17 protein-coding genes are annotated in these 18,431 nt (G+C 72.2%); 7 read left to right on the plus strand and 10 right to left on the minus strand.

Translation table 11 applies throughout. The features are described from left to right. The first annotated feature begins 35 nt into the window (after positions 1-35). Positions 36-995, plus strand: a complete 960-nt coding sequence (locus tag AC3IYJ_RS11240) for a zinc metalloprotease (RefSeq protein ID WP_489402776.1) — start codon at positions 36-38, stop codon at positions 993-995. Between the two features lie 69 nt (positions 996-1,064). Here AC3IYJ_RS11240 and AC3IYJ_RS11245 read toward each other — a convergent pair whose 3' ends face one another. Further along, positions 1,065-1,634 carry a dienelactone hydrolase family protein gene (locus AC3IYJ_RS11245; RefSeq protein WP_371615460.1) on the minus strand — a complete coding sequence of 190 codons (570 nt, stop codon included), beginning with the start codon at positions 1,632-1,634 and terminating at the stop codon, positions 1,065-1,067. Between the two features lie 50 nt (positions 1,635-1,684). On the opposite strand from AC3IYJ_RS11245, the gene AC3IYJ_RS11250 reads away from it, so the two are divergent. Further along, entirely contained in the window at positions 1,685-2,728 is a 1,044-nt protein-coding gene (locus AC3IYJ_RS11250; protein WP_489401167.1) for a mechanosensitive ion channel family protein, read from the plus strand. Between the two features lie 73 nt (positions 2,729-2,801). On the opposite strand, the gene AC3IYJ_RS11255 is transcribed toward AC3IYJ_RS11250, so the two are convergent. From AC3IYJ_RS11255 to AC3IYJ_RS11265, 3 genes are all read right to left on the minus strand, one after another. After that, positions 2,802-4,148, minus strand: a complete 1,347-nt coding sequence (locus AC3IYJ_RS11255; protein WP_489402777.1) for a sensor histidine kinase — start codon at positions 4,146-4,148, stop codon at positions 2,802-2,804. A 107-nt stretch (positions 4,149-4,255) separates the two neighbouring features. Continuing rightward, the gene (locus AC3IYJ_RS11260; protein WP_489401168.1) at positions 4,256-4,942 is read right to left on the minus strand and encodes a response regulator transcription factor; all 687 of its coding nucleotides are present in this window, start codon (positions 4,940-4,942) and stop codon (positions 4,256-4,258) included. A 254-nt stretch (positions 4,943-5,196) separates the two neighbouring features. Continuing rightward, positions 5,197-5,583, minus strand: a complete 387-nt coding sequence (locus AC3IYJ_RS11265) for a CsbD family protein (protein ID WP_489401169.1) — start codon at positions 5,581-5,583, stop codon at positions 5,197-5,199. Between the two features lie 206 nt (positions 5,584-5,789). On the opposite strand from AC3IYJ_RS11265, the gene AC3IYJ_RS11270 reads away from it, so the two are divergent. The 3 genes from AC3IYJ_RS11270 to AC3IYJ_RS11280 all read left to right on the plus strand — a co-directional run bounded on the left by AC3IYJ_RS11270 (position 5,790) and on the right by AC3IYJ_RS11280 (position 8,576). After that, positions 5,790-6,161 carry a hypothetical protein gene (locus AC3IYJ_RS11270; RefSeq protein WP_489401170.1) on the plus strand — a complete coding sequence of 124 codons (372 nt, stop codon included), beginning with the start codon at positions 5,790-5,792 and terminating at the stop codon, positions 6,159-6,161. 157 nt (positions 6,162-6,318) lie between these two features. Continuing rightward, a complete protein-coding gene (locus AC3IYJ_RS11275; protein ID WP_489401171.1) occupies positions 6,319-7,524 on the plus strand; it encodes a UDP-N-acetylglucosamine--N-acetylmuramyl-(pentapeptide) pyrophosphoryl-undecaprenol N-acetylglucosamine transferase in 1,206 nt (401 codons plus the stop codon). A gap of 26 nt (positions 7,525-7,550) precedes the next feature. Beyond that, complete coding sequence (locus tag AC3IYJ_RS11280) at positions 7,551-8,576, plus strand: SDR family NAD(P)-dependent oxidoreductase (protein ID WP_489402778.1); 1,026 nt, start codon at positions 7,551-7,553, stop codon at positions 8,574-8,576. Here the strand turns inward: AC3IYJ_RS11280 and AC3IYJ_RS11285 are convergent. Next, positions 8,573-9,181: a TetR/AcrR family transcriptional regulator gene (locus AC3IYJ_RS11285; protein WP_489401172.1), complete on the minus strand. Its 609-nt coding sequence runs from the start codon at positions 9,179-9,181 to the stop codon at positions 8,573-8,575. The genes AC3IYJ_RS11280 and AC3IYJ_RS11285 overlap by 4 nt on opposite strands. Before the next feature lie 64 nt (positions 9,182-9,245). On the opposite strand from AC3IYJ_RS11285, the gene AC3IYJ_RS11290 reads away from it, so the two are divergent. After that, complete coding sequence (locus AC3IYJ_RS11290; protein ID WP_489401173.1) at positions 9,246-9,761, plus strand: SRPBCC family protein; 516 nt, start codon at positions 9,246-9,248, stop codon at positions 9,759-9,761. A 38-nt stretch (positions 9,762-9,799) separates the two neighbouring features. Here the strand turns inward: AC3IYJ_RS11290 and AC3IYJ_RS11295 are convergent, their stop codons facing one another. The 5 genes from AC3IYJ_RS11295 to AC3IYJ_RS11315 form a co-directional block, all read right to left on the minus strand. Further along, complete coding sequence (locus AC3IYJ_RS11295) at positions 9,800-11,392, minus strand: Na+/H+ antiporter (RefSeq protein ID WP_489401174.1); 1,593 nt, start codon at positions 11,390-11,392, stop codon at positions 9,800-9,802. 123 nt (positions 11,393-11,515) lie between these two features. After that, the gene (locus AC3IYJ_RS11300; protein ID WP_489401175.1) at positions 11,516-11,986 is read right to left on the minus strand and encodes a GNAT family N-acetyltransferase; all 471 of its coding nucleotides are present in this window, start codon (positions 11,984-11,986) and stop codon (positions 11,516-11,518) included. Then, positions 11,983-12,924, minus strand: coding sequence for an RluA family pseudouridine synthase (locus AC3IYJ_RS11305; protein ID WP_489401176.1), 942 nt, complete (start codon positions 12,922-12,924; stop codon positions 11,983-11,985). Before AC3IYJ_RS11305 ends, AC3IYJ_RS11300 begins: the two co-directional genes overlap by 4 nt. A gap of 85 nt (positions 12,925-13,009) precedes the next feature. After that, entirely contained in the window at positions 13,010-13,573 is a 564-nt protein-coding gene (lspA, locus tag AC3IYJ_RS11310; protein WP_489401177.1) for a signal peptidase II, read from the minus strand. A 202-nt stretch (positions 13,574-13,775) separates the two neighbouring features. Further along, positions 13,776-14,531 (minus strand): TraR/DksA family transcriptional regulator, encoded by a 756-nt coding sequence (locus AC3IYJ_RS11315; RefSeq protein ID WP_489401178.1) that lies wholly within the window; start codon positions 14,529-14,531, stop codon positions 13,776-13,778. 582 nt (positions 14,532-15,113) lie between these two features. Between AC3IYJ_RS11315 and ileS the strand changes: the two genes are divergently transcribed. Next, on the plus strand, positions 15,114-18,260 hold the full coding sequence (gene ileS / locus AC3IYJ_RS11320; protein ID WP_489401179.1) for an isoleucine--tRNA ligase: 3,147 nt from the start codon (positions 15,114-15,116) through the stop codon (positions 18,258-18,260). The last annotated feature ends 171 nt before the right edge of the window (positions 18,261-18,431 follow it).

Consider the following 18,431-nt stretch of genomic DNA (forward strand, 5'->3'; position numbering starts at 1 on the left):
CTGCCCGCATATCCCCCCTGCTCCGCCGCCGCCTCATGGGCACCGCCCTGGTAGCCGGCACCCTGGCGTTCGCCCCCCTGACGGCCCCCACCACCGTCGCCGCCGCCCACACCGCCAGGACCCCGGCCGAGGCCTGCGCCGAGCAGGCCTCCGGCGCCGCCGCCAACGCCCGCGTCGCCCGTCCCAAGGACGCGCACGCCGCCGACTCGGACGAGCTCACCGACACCCAGGTCAAGGCCATGAACGCCGACCTGGCGAAGAAGCTCGCCGCAGTGAACGCCCAGAACAAGGGCCTGCAGGCCGCCCCGTCCGCCGCCGCGGCCACCATCACCATCCCCGTGTACGTGCACGTCATCACCTCCGGCAGCGCCGGAAACCTGACGGCCGCGCAGATCAACAGCCAGATCTCGGTCCTCAACGCCGCCTACGCGGGCCAGGGCACCGGAAACGTGAACTCCGGCTTCCAGTTCTCCCTCGCCGGGACCGACTACACGAACAACTCCACCTGGTACACCGTCTCCGACGGCACCAAGGCCGAGAAGGACATGAAGAACGCCCTGCGCAAGGGCGGCAAGAACGCGCTGAACCTCTACACCGCCAACCTCGGAGGCGGCCTCCTCGGCTGGGCCACCTTCCCCAGCTCCTACGCCTCCCAGCCCAAGATGGACGGCGTGGTCATCCTCAACAGCTCGATCCCCGGCGGCTCCGCCACCAACTACAACCAGGGCGACACCGCCACCCACGAGGTCGGCCACTGGCTCGGGCTCTACCACACCTTCCAGGGCGGCTGCTCGGGCAGCGGCGACTCTGTCTCCGACACCCCGGCCGAGCAGAGCGCAGCCTTCGAGTGCCCGACCGGCCGTGACACCTGCACCGCGAGCGGTGTGGACCCGATCCACAACTTCATGGACTACACGTACGACTCCTGCATGTACCAGTTCACCGCGGGCCAGGTCAGCCGCATGAAGAGCATGTGGACGGCGTACCGCGCCTGACGCACATGAGGACGGGGCCCCGCGTGCGGGGCCCCGTCTTCGCGCGTGCCCCCACGAGGGCGCGCGTTCCTACAGCGAGTCGAGGAAACCGAGCGCGGCCGTCCAGGCCTGCTCGGCGGCCTCCGCGTCGTAGTCCTCCAGCCCCGGGTCCGTGAACAGGTGCCCGGCCCCCGGGTAGCGGTGGACCTCCACGTCCGCCCCGGCCCGCCGCATCCGCAGGTACCAGGCGTTCAGCCAGTCGTGCGTCTCGAACGGGTCCGGGTCCGCGATGTGCAGCTGGACCGGCAGATCGTCGACCGAGGTGTCGTCCTCCAGGTCGGCCGTCCCGTGCAGGAGCAGCAGCCCGCGCGCCTTCTCGTCGGCCAGCGCCAGGTGCTGGGCGAGCGAACCTCCGAAGGAGAAACCGGCGTAGACCAGCCCCTGGTCGGAGTGCGGGGCCGAGGCCAGCACCGCGCGCTTGAGCAGTTCGTCGCGGCCGATCCCGTCCCGGTGGGCCATGCCCTCCTCGACGGTCTCGAAGGTGCGTCCCTCGAAGAGGTCCGGAACCTGGACCTGGTGCCCGGCCGCGCGCAGCCGCTCGGCCGCCTCCAACACCGCGGGCCGCAGCCCATAGGTCGAATGGAAAAGCATGATGTTCATGCCCCCATCGTGCCAGCTCCGCCGGGCCGCCTCCGGTTACGTTGAGATCCATGGACACGCACTCCCTCCTGCGCCCGATCCTCGTCGTCGCCGCCACCGTGCTCGTCACCCTGTTCGCGGGCTGGGTGCTGGACGTGCTGCTCCGCCGGGCCGACGCCCGGCACAGCGAGACCCCGCTGTGGGGGCTGCTGCGCCGCTGTCGGCCGCCGTTCCTGCTGGTCCTGGCCGCCTCCCTGCTCCAGGTGGCGCGCCGCAGCCGGGACGGGTTGGGGCACGCCCTGACCCTGGTCCTGATCGCCGGGGCCGCGTGGCTGCTGGTGCGGATCGTGACGGCGGTCGTGGACTCCGCCTACGCGCGCTACGCGGCCGACGCCGAGGACGAGGCCCGCGTGCGCCGGGTCCGCACCCAGGTCACGCTGATCCAGCGGGTGGCCACGGCGACGGTGATCGTGGTGGCCGCCGGGGCGATGCTGCTCACCTTCCCGGAGATGCGCACGGTCGGCACCTCGATGCTGGCCTCGGCGGGCGTCCTCGGCATCGTCGCGGGCATCGCGGCCCAGTCCGCACTGGGCAACCTCTTCGCCGGACTCCAGATCGCCTTCGGCGACACCGTCCGGATCGGCGACACGGTGGTGGTCGACAAGGAGTGGGGCACGGTGGAGGACATCACCCTGACCTTCCTCACCGTCCGCACCTGGGACGAGCGCCGCATCACGATGCCCGTGTCCTACTTCACGAGCAAGCCCTACGAGAACTGGTCGCGCGGCGGCGCGCAGATGACGGGCACCGTGTTCTGGCACCTGGACCACAGCGTCCCGGTGGACCTGATGCGCGAGGAACTCCAGCGGATCCTCAAGACGATCCCGGAATGGGACGGCCGCAGCGGCTCCCTGGCCGTCACGGACACCACCCCGCACACCGTCCTCGTCCGCGCGGTGGTCACGGCGAATGACGCCGACGCGATCTGGACCCTGCGCTGCGCGGTCCGCGAACGCCTCCTGACCTGGCTGGTCACCCACCACCCGTACGCCTTGCCCCGCATCGCCACCTCCGAGGCACTCCCCCGACCCAATTCCAGCCCCTCCGGCGTTTGAGGAGCGGGGTCCGGGGCGGAGCCCCGGGGAACGGTGGAAGGGTGGGTAGGGGACCAGCCCCGCAGGGCAGTCGTCAGCCGGCCCCATCCCCACCCCCGAACACCAGCCGGAACACCGCTCCCCCGCCCGGAGCCGCCTCGGCGGTCAGCTCGGCCGCATGCGCCCGCGCGATCTGCCGCGCCATCGCCAGCCCCAGCCCCGACCCCGGCAACGCCCGCGCCGCCCCGGCCCGGTAGAACCGGTCGAAGACGTACGGCAGGTCGGCGGCCGCGATCCCCGGCCCGTGGTCCCGTACGGTCACCTCCGCGCACCCGCCCGGAGCGGACAGGTCCACTTCCACCTCCGACCTGCCCGGACTGAACTTCGCCGCGTTGTCCAGAAGGTTCGACAGCAGCCGGCTGAGCCGTGCCGGCACCCCCGCCACCACCACGCCCTCCTCCGCCCGGACCCGGAACGACACCCCCGGCCAGTGCGCCCGCGCAGCGCCCACGCAGTGCTCCACCAGCGGAGCCAGCCGCACCTGTTCCACCAGCAGCTGCGGCTCCTCGTCCCGGGCCAGCTCGATCAGGTCGTTGACCAGGCCGGTCACCTCGCGCAGCTGCCGTCCCAGCGCCAGCAAGGCACGTGAACGCTGCTCCGCCGTCAGCCGTTCCCCCCGCGCCAGCAGTTCCGCGTTGGTCCGCAGCGCCGTCAGCGGGGTCCGCAGCTCGTGCGAGGCGTCCGCGACGAGCCGCCGCTGGGCGGTCACCGACTGCTCCAGCTCCTCCAGCATGGTGTTGAAGCTCCCGGCGAGCCGCGTGATCTCGTCCTCCCGGCCGGGCGGGGGCAGTTCGATCCGGTGCCGCGGGTCGCGGGTGGCGGTGATCCGCTCGGCGGTGGCCGCGATCCGGGTGACCGGGGCCAGACCGGTCCGGGCGACCCAGTGGCCGAGCAGCGCGGCCAGCAGGACCCCCGCCGCCCCCGCCAGCGCCAGCCACCACGCAGCCTCCGCGATGCCCTTCTCGACGGTGTCCGCCCGCAACGCCACCTGGAGCGCCCGCCCCTTGGTGTAGTCGGTGGTCAGCATCCGCGCCGGATGCCCGGCGTGCACGATGTCGGTGTAGTACGGGGCCTTCCTGCCCGCCGCGACGGCCCGCGCGGCCGGAGCCACCGGCAGCAGGTACGGGGCGGAGGGGTCGCGCGCCGGATCGGCCGGCACCACCTCGGAGCAGGCGGGCGCCGCCAGGAACCGGCACTCCCCGCTCAGGGTCCCGGGACCCGCGTCCGGTTCGCGCTGGGCCGCGAGACGGGCCGACTGGGTGAGGCTGAGGTCGAGCTGCTCGTACAGCGCGCCGCGCACGACGAAGAAGGCCGCCGCGCACACCCCGACCGCGACCAGCGCGACCGCCGCCGTGACCGCCAGCGCGAGCCGGGTCCGCAGCGGCCGCCTGCGCCGCCATCGCGCGCCGAGCCGCCGCCCGCCCGCGCGGCCGCGTCCGTGACCCGTACCGCCCGCGCCGCTGACGCCGCTCGTGCCGCCCGTGCCGCTCACGCCGAGTCCAGCCGGTACCCGACCCCGTGCACGGTGTGCACCAGCCGCGGCTCGCCCCCGGCCTCCAGCTTCCGCCGCAGGTAGCCGACGTAGACGGCGAGCGAGTTGGAGTCCGGCCCGAAGTCCCGACCCCACACCAGCTCCAGGACGAGCTCGCGCGGCAGCACCTGCCCGGGGTGGCGCAGGAGCAGTTCGAGGAGCGCCGCCTCGGTGCGGCTGAACTCCAGCGGCCGCTCGCCGCGCCACCCCGTGCGGGTCACGGGGTCGAGCACGAGGTCCCCGTGGGCGAGCACGTGCGCCTCCCCGGCCGGGTCGTCGGGGGCGGCCCGCCGCAGGAGGGCCCGTACCCTCGCCAGGAGCTCGTCGAGCGCGAAGGGTTTGACCAGGTAGTCGTCGGCTCCCGCGTCCAGCCCGTCGATCCGGTCGCTGACCGCGTCGAGGGCGGTGAGGACGAGTACGGGCGTACGGTCGCCCACTGCGCGCAGCCGACGGCACACTCCGAGCCCGTCGAGCACCGGCATCATCACGTCGAGGACCACCGCGTCGGGCTGCCAGAGCGCCACCTCGGACAGCGCGGCCAGCCCGTCGGCCGCGCCCCGCACTTCGTACCCCTCGACGGCGAGGCCGTCCTCGACGGCGGCCCGCACCTCGGGCTCGTCGTCCACCACCAGAATCCGCTGCATGCGCCAAAGCCTCCCAAATGGTTCTGAGAGAACCTCTTAAAACGCTCTTGAGGAAGGGGTGAGGAGGACCCCGGAAAGCGGTGTCTCGGAGGTCTTGCACCCCAAAGGCCGGTGATCGCATGTCACTCAACCTTGACGGACGCAACTTTGCGCAGGGAAGTTTGATCACAGTCGGTGAGAGGCGCCCGGGGAAGCCGGACCCGGCATGGCGGAAGGGCCCGCCTCTGGGGCGGGCCCTTCTGTCAGCAGCTGGTTCAGCGCTTGTCGTGCTTTTCGTGCTTCTCGTGCTTGTCGTGCTTCTCGTGCTTCTCGTGCTTCTCGTGCTTACCGCGGAGGGAGTCCTTGGCGTCGGGCACGGCTCCCTTCGCCTTGCCCTTGGCGTGGTCCGTCTTCCCCTCGGCCCTCATCCGGTCGCTCTCGGCCGCCCTGCCGGCTGCTTCCGCCGCCTTGCCCTTGGCGTGGTCCGTCTTCCCCTCGGCCCTCATCCGGTCGCTCTCGGCCGCCCTGCCGGCTGCTTCCGCCGCCTTGCCCTTGGCGTGGTCCATCTTCCCCTCGGCCCTCATCCGGTCGCTGTCGGCCGCCTTGCCGGCCGCCTCCGCCGCCTTGCCCTTGATCTTGCCTAAGTCGCCCTTGTCAGCCATGTCCTGTTCCTTACGTGGGGGATCAACAGCTATGCCAATCTAGAACATATAGGGACATTCTGCCTGTCGAGTGTCGAGAACCCATTGCCACTGGGAGTCCAAGGGGCGCTTCATCGGGGCCGTTTCGCTGGGCTGCACCCCGGCGGGGAAGCGCCACCGCCCCAAGGTGTCCGGCAAGACGAAGTCCGAGGTGCGACAGAAGCTGCGTGAACTCCGCAATGGAGACCTACCGGTACCCGGCCGCGACGCACATCCACCCGTCCCTCGGCGCAGCCAAGGTGCGCGTGCTGGAGGCGGACACGCTGGACGGCTGGCTTGACGAGAAGGCCGAGATACTGGCCAACAGTTCGCTGCGGCTGCTGCTTTCGGTCCTGCGGCGGTCCCTTGCGCATGCGCAGAGGCGCGGCCGGGCAACGCGCAACGTGGCCGAGTCGGTCGCGGTGCCGGAGGGGAGGCCCGGTCGGCCCAGCAAGTCCCTGACCCCGGACCTGGCAACCGCGTTGCTCAGCGCCACGGAAGGGAAAAGGAAGCTGGGCGATGGACGAGATCTTCGGACGTGTTCACGGCGGCGACGCTGAAGCGCCTCAAGACCGTCCAAATACGGCTCGTGGCTCCCGGATTGGCCCCTCGGGGCGGGCGCAGGTGCGGTGGGGAGGCTCTGAACTGCAGCCATCCGCTGTGGGCAGCCGGACCGGCTCTTAGAACGTTCTTAGGACGCACCGGGAGTGTGCGTCCATGACCTCCTCCTCACCCTCAACCTCACGTTGGCCGCTCTCCGTCGTGATCGGCGCGGGCGGCACCGGCGGCCACATCTACCCCGGGCTGGCCCTGGCCGAGGCGCTGCGCGCCGCGGCTCCGGGCGCCGTGATCTCGTTCGTCGGGACCGAGCGCGGTCTGGAGACCGAGCTGATCCCGGCCGCCGGATACCGCCTCCACACCGTCGACATGATCCCCTTCGACCCGGCGCTCGGCGCCAAGCGCTACCTCCTCCCGGCGGCGCTGCTGCGGTCGGCCGCGCAGGCGAAGGCCGTGATCCGGGCGCAGGGCGCGCACGTGGCCGTCGGGATGGGCGGCTATCCGAGCGCGCCCGCCGTGCTCGGGGCCCGGATGGCCGGGCTCCCGGCCTTGATCCACGAGTCGAACGCGGTACCGGGCCGGGCCAACCAGTTCGCGGCCCGCCTCACCCCGCACATGGCGGTGGCCTTCGACCGCAGCCGGGACCATCTGGCGGGCGGGGACCGGGCGCTGACCACCGGGATGCCGATCTCGGCGGCACTGGCGGGACTGGCGAACCTGTCCGTCGTGGACCGGGCGGCCCTGCGCGCCGAGGCCCGCCACGCGCTCGGGGTGCCCCACGGGCGGCGGCTGGTCGTCTTCAACGGCGGCAGCCTGGGCGCCGTCCGGCTCACCACGGCGGCGGCCGGGCTGGCGGAGGCCTGGCAGGCACGGGACGACGTACAGCTGCTGATCAAGACGGGTCCGGCGGCGCTGGCGGACACCACGGCGCGGCTGTCGGCCTCGGGCGGGCGGCAGATCGCGCGGGCCGTGCCGTACCTGGACCGGATGGACCTGGTCTACGCGGCCGCCGACCTGGTGGTGTGCCGGGCCGGTTCGGCCACGGTCGCGGAGCTCGCGGCGACCGGGGTCCCGGCCGTCCTGGTCCCCTACCCGCACGCCCCGGGCGACCACCAGACCCACAACGCCCGGGTGCTGTCGGACGCGGGCGCCGGGCTGCTGCTGGCGGACGCCGAGGCCACGGCCGGGCGCCTCGCACAGCTGCTCGCCCCGCTGCTGGCGGACCCGGCCCGGCTGTCCGCGATGGCCGGTGCGGCCGACCCGGGTCCGCACGCTCGGGCCGCCGAACTGCTGGCGGCGCAGGTCCTGCGCGTCGCCGGCTTCCCCACCTCCTCCCCCGCCCCTTCCCCCTTGGAGCTCGTATGACCACGAAGGCGACGACGATGACCACGATGACGACGACCACCGCGACCACCGCGACGACCCCGGACTGGACCGGCCGGACCGTGCTGGTCACGGGCGCGGAGGGGTTCATCGGCTCGACGCTGGTGGACCTGCTGGTGGCACGGGGTGCGAGGGTGCGCGCCTTCGTGCACTACAAGCCGTACGCGGAGAAGGGCCACCTGGCCCGGTACCTGGCCGACCCGGACGGCCCGGTCGAGATGTGGGCGGGCGACATCCGCGACGCGGGCCGGGTGAGCGACGCGGTCGCCGGCTGCGACACCGTCTTCCACCTGGCGGCGCTGATCGGGATCCCCTACAGCTATGCCTCGCCCGGCGCGTACGTCCAGACCAACGTCACCGGCACCGAGAACATGGCGGAGGCCTGCCGCCGCCACGGCGTGCGCCGCCTCGTGCACACCTCCACCAGCGAGGTCTACGGGACCGCCCTGACGGCCCCGATCTCCGAGAGCCACCCGCTCCAGCCGCAGTCCCCGTACTCCGCGTCGAAGATCGGCGCGGACATGATGGCGCTGTCGTTCCACCACGCGTTCGAGCTGCCGGTGACGGTGGTCCGGCCGTTCAACACCTACGGGCCCCGCCAGTCGGCGCGCGCGGTGATCCCGACGATCCTGTCGCAGCTCCACTCGGGTGCACGCGAGATCCGCCTCGGCTCCCTCACCCCGACGCGCGATTTCACGTACGTGACGGACACGGCCGCGGGGTTCCTCGCGGTCGCGGAATGCGACCGGGCGCTGGGCGAGGTGGTCAACCTCGGCGTCGGCGAGGAGATCTCCATCGGCGACCTGGCCCGCGCCCTGATCACCGCCTCGGGCCGGGACGCGGAGGTCGTCGTGGACCCGAGCCGGCTGCGGCCTTCGGGCAGCGAGGTCCAGCGGCTGCTGTCGGACAACACCAGGGCCCGCGAATGGGCCGGCTGGAAGCCCGAGGTCTCCCTCCACGAGGGGCTGACCCGCACCTCGGAGTGGATCGCCGACCACCTCCACCTCTTCGCCCCGAACCGCTACCAGGTCTAGGCCCGGGGCTGAGCCCCGGTCTGGGCGCCCAGCAGCTTCGCGGCCGATTCCTCGACGAGGTCCTCGGCGTACGGCGGCAGCGGGCGGCCGGCGCGCAGATGGCGGCGGACCACGGACAGCGGCAGGTCGATCAGGGCCAGGGTGACGCGGTCACGGTCCTGGGGGCCGGCCGCGCCGAGGGCTTCGGCGAGGGTTCCCAGCAAGCCGAAGACGCGCTGGTTGCCCCGGTCGGCGCGGTCCTTGTGCTCCTCGGACCAGTCGGCCCGGCCGAACTCCTCGGGTCCGTACAGGAGGAGCGCGGCCTCCTTCGGGTGGGCGCGGCTCCAGGAGACGACGTGCCGGCCGGCGGCGCGGGCGGCGAGGGCGGGGTCGGGGTCGCTGCCGAGGGCGGCGAAGTACCCGTCCTGGAAGCGCTCGACGGTCCGCAGCCACACCTCTGCGAGCAGGGCCGCCCGGCCGGGGAAGCGGTGGTAGACGGACCCGCTCGGCGCGCCGACCGCCTGGGCGACTGCGGTCATGGTGACCCCGGACGGGCCGCCGGAGGCCGCGAGGAGGACCGCGGCGTCGAGGATCTGGCCGGTGTCGAAGCGGGGTGGTCGAGCCATGAATCAGAGAGTACTCTCCAGAACAACTAGAGGCACTTCTCTAATTCACTTCCGGGAGACATCCATGCCCGTCTACAACGTGCACGAACGCGTGCTGGCCGCCGGGGCGAGCGAGGTGGGCGCGCTCATCGACAGCCTCTCCGGCCGGACGGCCGACCGGCCCGACCTGCTGTGGCCGCACCCGCAGTGGCCCGCGATGGAGTTCGACCGCCCGCTGGGGGTCGACGCGGTGGGCGGCCACGGACCGGTCCGCTACACGGTCGAGGCGTACGTGCCGGGCACCTGGGTGCGGTTCGCCTTCAGCGGGCCGCGCGGTTTCGACGGCTTCCACGAGTTCACGGCGCTACCGCTCGACGGCGGGCGCACGGCGCTGCGGCACACCCTCGCGATGCGGACCGGCGGCCCGGCCCGGCTGAGCTGGCCGCTGGCCTTCCGCTGGATGCACGACGCCTGCGTGGAGGACGCCCTGGACCGCGCCGAGGCCGCCTGCACCGGCACGGTGTCCCTCCCGTCGCGCTGGTCCCCGTACGTCCGCCTCCTGCGCTCCTTCGCCCGCCGCGAGCCGCAGGCAGCGGCCTGAGCGCTACGGGCCGAGCGCTGCGGGCTGCGGGCTACGGGCTACGGGCTACGCAGGCTGCGCACGTCCAGATGCCGGAGCACCCGGTCCACGATCTCCGGATCGGCGCCGGGCTCGCTCCGCGCGGAAAGCACCTCGTGCCGGGCCGCGGACATCATCTCCCGCTGGATCCGCTGCACGTCCCGGATCCGCTCCACCCGCTTCGCGTACGCCTCGCGCCGCTCCTCGTCCACCATGTCGGGGCTGATCCTCGCCCCCACGTCGTAGGCCCGCCGGTAGAGCACCTCCACCAGCTCCTCGGGGAGGTCCTCCACCTCCTCGATCTCCTTCAGCCGCCGCTTGGCGGCCTTGGCGGCGCGAATCGCGAGGGCGCGGGCGATCTCCGCCTCCACGTCGGAGTCCGCCTCCACGCCGAGCCGGCGGACCAGCCACGGCAGGGTGAGCCCCTGCACCACTAGGGTCACCATGATCACGGCGAAGGCGATGAAGACGATCTGGTCCCGCGCCGGGAAGGCCGCCCCGCTGTCGGTCCGGTACGGGATGGCCAGCGCGAGCGCCACCGAGGCCACGCCCCGCATCCCCGCCCACCACATCACCACGGACTCCCGCCAGCTCAGCGGGATCTCCTCCTCGTAGTCGCGCCGCGAGTGCAGCCGCTTCGCGAGCCAGCCGGCCGGCAGCAGCCACGCCAGGCGTACGGCGACCACCACGGCGACCACGGCTGCCGCCCACCCGGCCATCTCCCACTCCCGGCCGCGGGCGACGCCGAAGACGTTGTGCAGCTCCAGTCCGATCAGCCCGAACGCCACGCCCGTGACCAGCATGTCCACCACCTCCCAGAAGGTGTGTCCGGCCAGCCGTCCCAGCACGTCGTCGGCGTCGGTGGCGTACTCGGCGAGGAACAGCGCCGTGGTCAGCACGGCCAGCACCCCGGAGCCCAGGAGCTCCTCGGCCAGTACGTAGGACACGAAGGGCACCAGCAGGGTCAGCCCGATCTGGAGCGTGGCATCGCCGAGCCGCCCCATCAGCCGGTGGGCGGCCCATCCCAGCGCGAGCCCGACCGCGACGGCCACGACCGCCGAGAGCACGAACTCCCCGAGCGCCCCCGGCCAGGAGAAGCTCCCGCTCACGGCGGCGGCGACGGCCACGTGGTAGAGCACGATGGCGGTGACGTCGTTGAACAGCCCCTCGCCCTCCAGGATCGACACCATCCGGCGGGGCAGCCCGAGCGATCCGGCCACGGCGGTGGCGGCCACCGGGTCGGGCGGTGCGACGAGCGCGCCGAGCGCGACGGCCGCGGCGACCGGCATACCGGGCACGACGGCATGGGCGGTGGCGGCCACGGCGGCGGTGGTGACGAACACGAGCGCCACGGCCAGCAGGAAGATGGGACGCACGTTGGCGGCGAACTGCCTCCAGGAGGTCCGCTGCACGGAGGCGTAGAGCAGCGGGGGCAGCACGAGCGGCAGGATGTACTCGGGAGGGATGTCCACGTTGGGCACGGCGGGCACCAGCGCGAGCGCCACCCCGCCGAGGGTCATCAACACCGGCGCGGGCAGCCCCAGCCGGTCCCCGAGCGGTACGGTCACCACTGCCCCGAGCAGGAGCACGAACAGCAGAGCTAGCTGATCCACTCCCACACCCTGCCAGTCCGCTGCGCTTGGCGGCGGGGTCCAGAGCGCGCGCCGCGCCGTGTCCTGGGGCTCCGCCCCGGACCCCGCGTCCGGGGGCTGGCCCCCGGCGACGGCGCCGCAGGGCTAGCGGAGGGTGCGCCTCATCGACCGGTGCGGGATCCCCGCGTCCTGGAACTCGGGCCCGTAGGCCACGTAGCCCAGCCGCTCGTAGAAGCCCAGCGCATGCGTCTGCGCGCCCAGGTCCACGAACCCGAGGCCCAGCCGCTCGGCCTCCGCTTCGATCGCCCGTACCAGCGCGACCCCCACGCCCAGCCCGCGCGCGGACTTCCGTACGGCGAGGCGGCCCAGCGAGCCGACTTCCTCGGACCCGGTCTTGCCCAGGGCGTCCGGCCCGTGCAGCAGCCGGCCGGTGCCCAGCGGGACCCCGTCCGGCCCCTCGGCCAGCACGTGCACCGCGACCGCGTCGTAGGCGTCGTACTCGATCGACTCAGGTACCGCCTGCTCGACGACGAACACCTCGGTCCGTACGGCGAAGCACGCCCGGAGGTCCGCTTCCGAGGAGACGACCCGGACCTCGAAGCCGACGGCCGTCACTCGCTCTCCTTGCGGATCACGTCCAGCGCGTTCTGCAGGTCCGCCGGGTAGGTGCTGGAGAACTCGACCCACTGGCCGTCCGACGGGTGCTCGAACCCGAGCCGGACCGCGTGCAGCCACTGGCGGGTGAGCCCGAGGCGCTTGGCGACGGTCGGGTCGGCGCCGTAGGTCAGGTCGCCGACGCACGGGTGGCGGTGGGCGGCCATGTGCACGCGGATCTGGTGCGTGCGGCCGGTCTCCAGCTTGATGTCCAGCAGCGACGCGGCGCGGAAGGCCTCGATCAGGTCGTAGTGGGTGACGGAGGGCTTGCCCTCCTGGGTCACGGCCCACTTGTAGTCGGCGTTGGGGTGCCGCCCGATCGGCGCGTCGATCGTGCCGCTCATCGGGTCCGGGTGACCCTGCACCAGCGCGTGGTAGCGCTTGTCGACGATCCGCTCGCGGAACTGGTTCTTCAGCGAGGTGTACGCGCGCTCCGACTTGGCGACGGCCATCAGGCCGGACGTGCCGACGTCGAGGCGGTGCACGATGCCCTGGCGCTCGGAGGCGCCGGAGGTGGAGATCCGGTAGCCGGCGGCGGCGAGGCCGCCGATGACGGTGGTCCCGGTCCAGCCGGGGCTGGGGTGGGCGGCGACGCCGACCGGCTTCATGATGACGACGATGTCGTCGTCGTCATGGACGATCTCCATGCCGGGGACGGGCTCGGCGACGAGTTCGATCTTGCGCGGGGGCTCGGGCATCTCGACTTCGAGCCAGGCGCCACCGTGCACACGCTCGGACTTCCCGACGACACTGCCGTCGACCGACACCTTCCCCGCGGCCGCGAGATCGGCCGCCTTCGTCCGGGAGAAACCGAACATACGGGCGATGGCGGCGTCGACGCGCTCGCCTTCAAGGCCTTCGGGAACGGGCAGGGTGCGGACCTCGGGAATCGTACTCACCTGTCGAGTATGCAGGACCGGACAGACGCCCGGTCCCGCGATCACGCCCGCACCCGGTCCCGACGGGCCGTTGGATCAGTCCCGATCAGTCCTTGTGGACGGTGCCGTCCGGGTCCAGGCCCTTGAACGACAGCAGCACGATCAGGATCCCGCCGCACACGATCGCCGAGTCCGCGAGGTTGAAGACCGCGAAGTGGGCGGGGGCGATGAAGTCGACGACGGCGCCGCGGAAGACGCCGGGCGAGCGGAAGATGCGGTCGGTCAGATTGCCCAGGGCGCCGCCCAGCAGCAGGCCCAGGGCGATCGCCCACGGCAGGCTGTACAGCTTGCGCGCGAGGCGCACGATCACCACGATGACCGTGGCCGCGATGCAGGTGAAGATGATCGTGAAGGCCTCGCCGAAGCCGAAGGCGGCGCCCGGATTGCGGATCGCCTCGAACTTCAGCAGGTCTCCGACGATCTGGATCGGCGGCTGGTGCTCCAGCTTCGCGACGACCAGCATCTTGCTGCCGAGGTCGAGCAGGTAGGCCAGCACCGCCACCACGAGCAGGGCCACGATCCGCCGCCGGCCCTTGGACGCGACGGACTCCGGCTGGGCGCCGTCTTCCCCGACCTCCGGCGTACCGATGATGCTCTCCGCCTCTGCCACGTGAGTCCCTCGAACTAGCTCGAACCAGGTTTCCAGACGGCACCGCTCCGACCGCGCCGCGCCGACCGCCTCGCCAGGTCCCTGGACCCTGACGAGACACGAGGGTACGTCAGCGGGCCCCTCGGCCGCCGCCCCGGTATCGCACGCGCTGCCGCGCCCCGCTCCCGCCGGGCGGCCGGGCTTCCGGGACGCCTCCTTCGGCCTAGTGCCGCCGCTCCTGCTTCTGCTTGCAGTCCACGCACAGCGTGGCCCGCGGGAAGGCCTGCATCCTCGCCTTGCCGATGGGCTGGCCGCAGTTCTCGCAGAGTCCGTAGGTACCCGACTCCAGCCGCTCCAGGGCCCGCTCGGTCTGCTCCAGCATGGAATTGGCGTTCGCCGCGAGGGCCAGCTCGGACTCCCGGGTGATGTTCTTCGTGCCCGTGTCGGCCTGGTCGTCGCCCGCGCCGTCGCCGGAGTCCCGCATCAGGCCGGAGATGGCCTCGTCGGAGGCCTGGAGCTCGGCACGCAGCCGCAGCACCTCGCTCATCAGTTCGCTGCGGGCCTCGGCGACCTCCTCGGGGGTCCAGGGGTCCTCGCCGGGCCGTACGGCCAGCTCGCCGGGGCTGAGGGCCGCGGCGCCGCGCGCCTTGGGCAGCCCGCTGGTCGCGGCCGCGGCCGTCTTCCTGGCCGTGCCGGTGCTCTTCTTGGCAACCACTTTGCGGGCTCCCGTCTCTGGCGCGGCGTGCGCCTCCCCCTCGGCCCCGGCCGCCTTGGCCGTGACCTTCTTCGCGGCCGTCTTCTTGACGGCGGCCGCCTTCGTCGTGGCCGTCTTCTTCGCGGCCGTCTTCTTCGCGGCCGTCTTGGCAGCCGTCTTCCCGGCAGCCGCCTTCTTCGCGGCCGACTCCTCCTCGGCCGGCTCCTCCGCAGCCTTCGCGACAGCCTTCTTGGCAGTACTCCCGGCGGTCTTCTTCGCCACCATGGCCGCGGCCCCTTCACATACTGTGATCATTGCTCGCGAATCGTGCCGGAACGATAAATCGACTCCGGGCCCACGGCAACGGGGCACGCGTCCATCGAGGCCAACCTGCATCCGTTGTGCCCAGCCCCGGGCCCGGTAATCCGCCCCTCGCGCCCCACGGCTTCCCGGACCGGCCCGTCAGTCCATTCGGGTCATCCCCTGCGCCATCCGGCACGTCCCGCCGCACCCCGGCGCCACGCCCCTAAACAGGTCTGCCGACCCGCGCCCCGGCCCGTACACTGGGCCCAGCGAAAGGCATGGATGGGGACGAGTAGCGTCGGACGCAGCCAGGAGCGACCCGGGGACGGTGAGAGCCCGGGGGCGAGCGCGATGCGAAGGATCACCCCGGAGCCGCCGGAAGAAGGCCGCAGGGAGCCCGCAGGGGTGCCCGTAGGCACGTAGAACCGGCTTCGCACCCCAATGAGGGGGCCGTCGGACCACAGGTCCGCAGGCCAAGGAGGGTGGTACCGCGGGAGCAGCTTCGATCCGGCTCTCGTCCCTCCGGACGGAAGTGACACCCCGCCGGAGGAAGAGTTCAGCCCAATGACCACACCGCCGCAGTACCGCCCGGTACCCGCCCAGGTCGACCTGCCTGCCCTTGAGCACGCGGTCCTCGACTTCTGGCGCGAGAGCAAGACCTTCGCCAAGACCCTGGAGCAGTCCGAGGGACGCCCCGAGTGGGTCTTCTACGAGGGCCCGCCCACCGCCAATGGCATGCCCGGCGCGCACCACATCGAGGCCCGCGTCTTCAAGGACGTCTTCCCCCGCTTCCGGACCATGCGCGGCTACCACGTGGCCCGCAAGGCCGGCTGGGACTGCCACGGCCTGCCCGTCGAGCTCGCCGTCGAGAAGGAACTGGGCTTCAACGGCAAGAAGGACATCGAGGCGTACGGCATCGCCGAGTTCAACGCCAAGTGCCGCGAGTCCGTGACCCGCCACACCGACGCGTTCACCGACCTCACGACCCGGATGGGCTACTGGGTCGACCTGGACGACGCCTACCGGACCATGGACCCCGAGTACGTCGAGTCCGTGTGGTGGTCGCTCAAGGAGATCTTCAACAAGGGTCTGCTCACCCAGGACCACCGCGTCGCCCCCTGGTGCCCCCGCTGCGGCACCGGCCTCTCAGACCACGAGCTGGCGCAGGGCTACGAGACGGTCGTCGACCCCTCGGTCTACGTCCGCTTCCCGCTGACCTCCGGCCCCCTCGCGGGCGAGGCGGCGCTGCTGGTCTGGACGACCACCCCCTGGACCCTGGTGTCCAACACCGCCGTGGCCGCGCACCCCGACGTCACCTACGTCGTCGCCACCAACGGTGAGGAGAAGCTGGTCGTCGCCCAGCCGCTGCTGGAGAAGTCCCTCGGCGAGGGCTGGGAGGCCACCGGCGAGTCCTTCACCGGCAAGGAGATGGAGCGCTGGACCTACGAGCGCCCCTTCGCCCTGGTCGAGTTCCCGGCACCCGCCCACTACGTCGTGAACGCCGAGTACGTCACGACCGAGGACGGCACGGGTCTGGTCCACCAGTCCCCCGCCTTCGGCGCCGACGACCTCGCGGTCTGCCGCGCGTACGGCCTGCCCGTGGTGAACCCGGTCCGTCCCGACGGCACCTTCGAGGAGGGCACCCCGCTGGTCGGCGGCGTCTTCTTCAAGAAGGCCGACGAGAAGCTGACCGCCGACCTCGACGAGCGCGGCCTGCTCTTCAAGCACATCGCCTACGAGCACAGCTACCCGCACTGCTGGCGCTGCCACACCGCGCTGCTGTACTACGCGCAGCCGTCCTGGTACGTCCGCACCACCGCGGTCAAGGACGCGATGCTGCGGGAGAACGAGAAGACGAACTGGTTCCCGGACTCGGTGAAGCAGGGCCGCTTCGGCGACTGGCTGAACAACAACGTCGACTGGGCGCTGTCGCGCAACCGCTACTGGGGCACCCCGCTGCCGATCTGGCGCTGCGAGGACGACCACCTCACCTGCGTCGGCTCGCTCGCGGAGCTGGGCGAGCTGACCGGCACGGACCAGTCGAACCTGGACCCGCACCGCCCGTACATCGACGCGGTCACCTTCCCCTGCACGCACGAGGGCTGCTCCCTGACCTCGGTCCGCGTCCCGGAGGTCATCGACGCCTGGTACGACTCGGGCTCGATGCCGTTCGCGCAGTGGGGCTACCCGCACAAGAACAAGGAGATCTTCGAGAAGCGCTACCCGGCGCAGTTCATCTCGGAGGCCATCGACCAGACGCGCGGGTGGTTCTACACCCTGATGGCGGTCGGCACCCTGGTCTTCGACAAGTCCTCCTACGAGAACGTGGTCTGCCTGGGCCACATCCTCGCCGAGGACGGCCGCAAGATGTCCAAGCACCTGGGCAACACCCTCGAACCGATCCAGCTCATGGACCAGCACGGCGCGGACGCGGTGCGCTGGTTCATGGCGGCCGGCGGCTCCCCGTGGGCGGCCCGCCGGGTCGGCCACGGCACCATCCAGGAGGTCGTCCGCAAGACGCTCCTCACCTACTGGAACACGGTCGCCTTCCAGGCCCTGTACGCCCGTACGTCGAACTGGGCGCCCTCGGCCTCCGACCCGGCGCCGGCGGACCGCACGGTCCTGGACCGCTGGCTGCTCTCGGAGCTCCACGCCCTCGTGTCCGAGGTGACCGAGGCGATGGAGGCGTACGACACCCAGCGCGCGGGCAAGCTCCTGTCCTCCTTCGTGGACGACCTGTCCAACTGGTACGTCCGCCGCTCGCGCCGCCGCTTCTGGCAGGGCGACGCGGCCGCGCTGCGCACCCTGCACGAGGTCGTGGAGACGGTCACCCGGCTCCTGGCCCCCCTGACCCCCTTCATCACCGAACGGGTCTGGCAGGACATGGTCGTCCCGGTCACGCCGGAGGCCCCGGAGTCGGTGCACCTGTCCACGTGGCCGGTCGCGGACACCTCGGCGATCGACCCGGTCCTGTCCCAGCAGATGCTGCTGGTACGCCGCCTCGTGGAGCTGGGCCGCGCCACGCGGGCCGAGTCCGGCGTCAAGACCCGCCAGCCGCTGTCGCGCGCGCTGGTCGCCGTGACGGGCTTCGAGGCGCTCTCCCCGGAGCTGCGGTCCCAGATCACGGAGGAGCTGAACGTCTCCTCCCTGGCCTCCCTGTCCGAGGTCGGCGGGTCCCTGGTGGACACGACGGCCAAGGCGAACTTCCGGGCGCTGGGCAAGCGGTTCGGCAAGGGCGTCCAGGACGTGGCCAAGGCCGTGGCCGCGGCGGACGCGGCGGCGCTGTCGCTGGCCCTGCGTGCCGGATCCGCCGAGGTCGAGGTGAACGGCGAGACCGTAGCCCTCACCCCGGAGGAGGTCATCATCACGGAGACCCCGCGCGAGGGCTGGTCGGTGGCCTCCGACTCGGGCGCGACGGTCGCCCTGGACCTGGAGATCACCCCGGAGCTGCGGCTGGCGGGCCTGGCCCGTGACGCGATCCGCCTGATCCAGGAGGCCCGGAAGAACTCCGGCCTCGACGTGGCCGACCGGATCGCCCTGCGGTGGTCCACCGCGGACCCGGAGCTGGTCACGGCCCTGACCGACCACGCGACCCTCATCGCGGACGAGGTCCTGGCGACGGACTACGCGTCCGGCGAGGCCGACGCCACGTACGGTGACCCGTTCACGGACGAGCCCTTGGGCCTCACCTTCCGCCTCCGCAAGGCGTAACCCTTCGGCCTGTGGCCCGGCGCCCCTCCTGGGGTGCCGGGCCACAGCTGTTTCTCTCCCCGTCGGGCAAATCCAGCCTCGCCCGGGGGCACCTCCCAGCGGTAGCTGGGGGAGATTGAGGCGCGGGGTCCGGGGCGGAGCCCCGGGAAACGGGCGAAGGGCGGGTAGGGG

It is taken from the genome of Streptomyces sp. GL_140 (assembly GCF_057834465.1).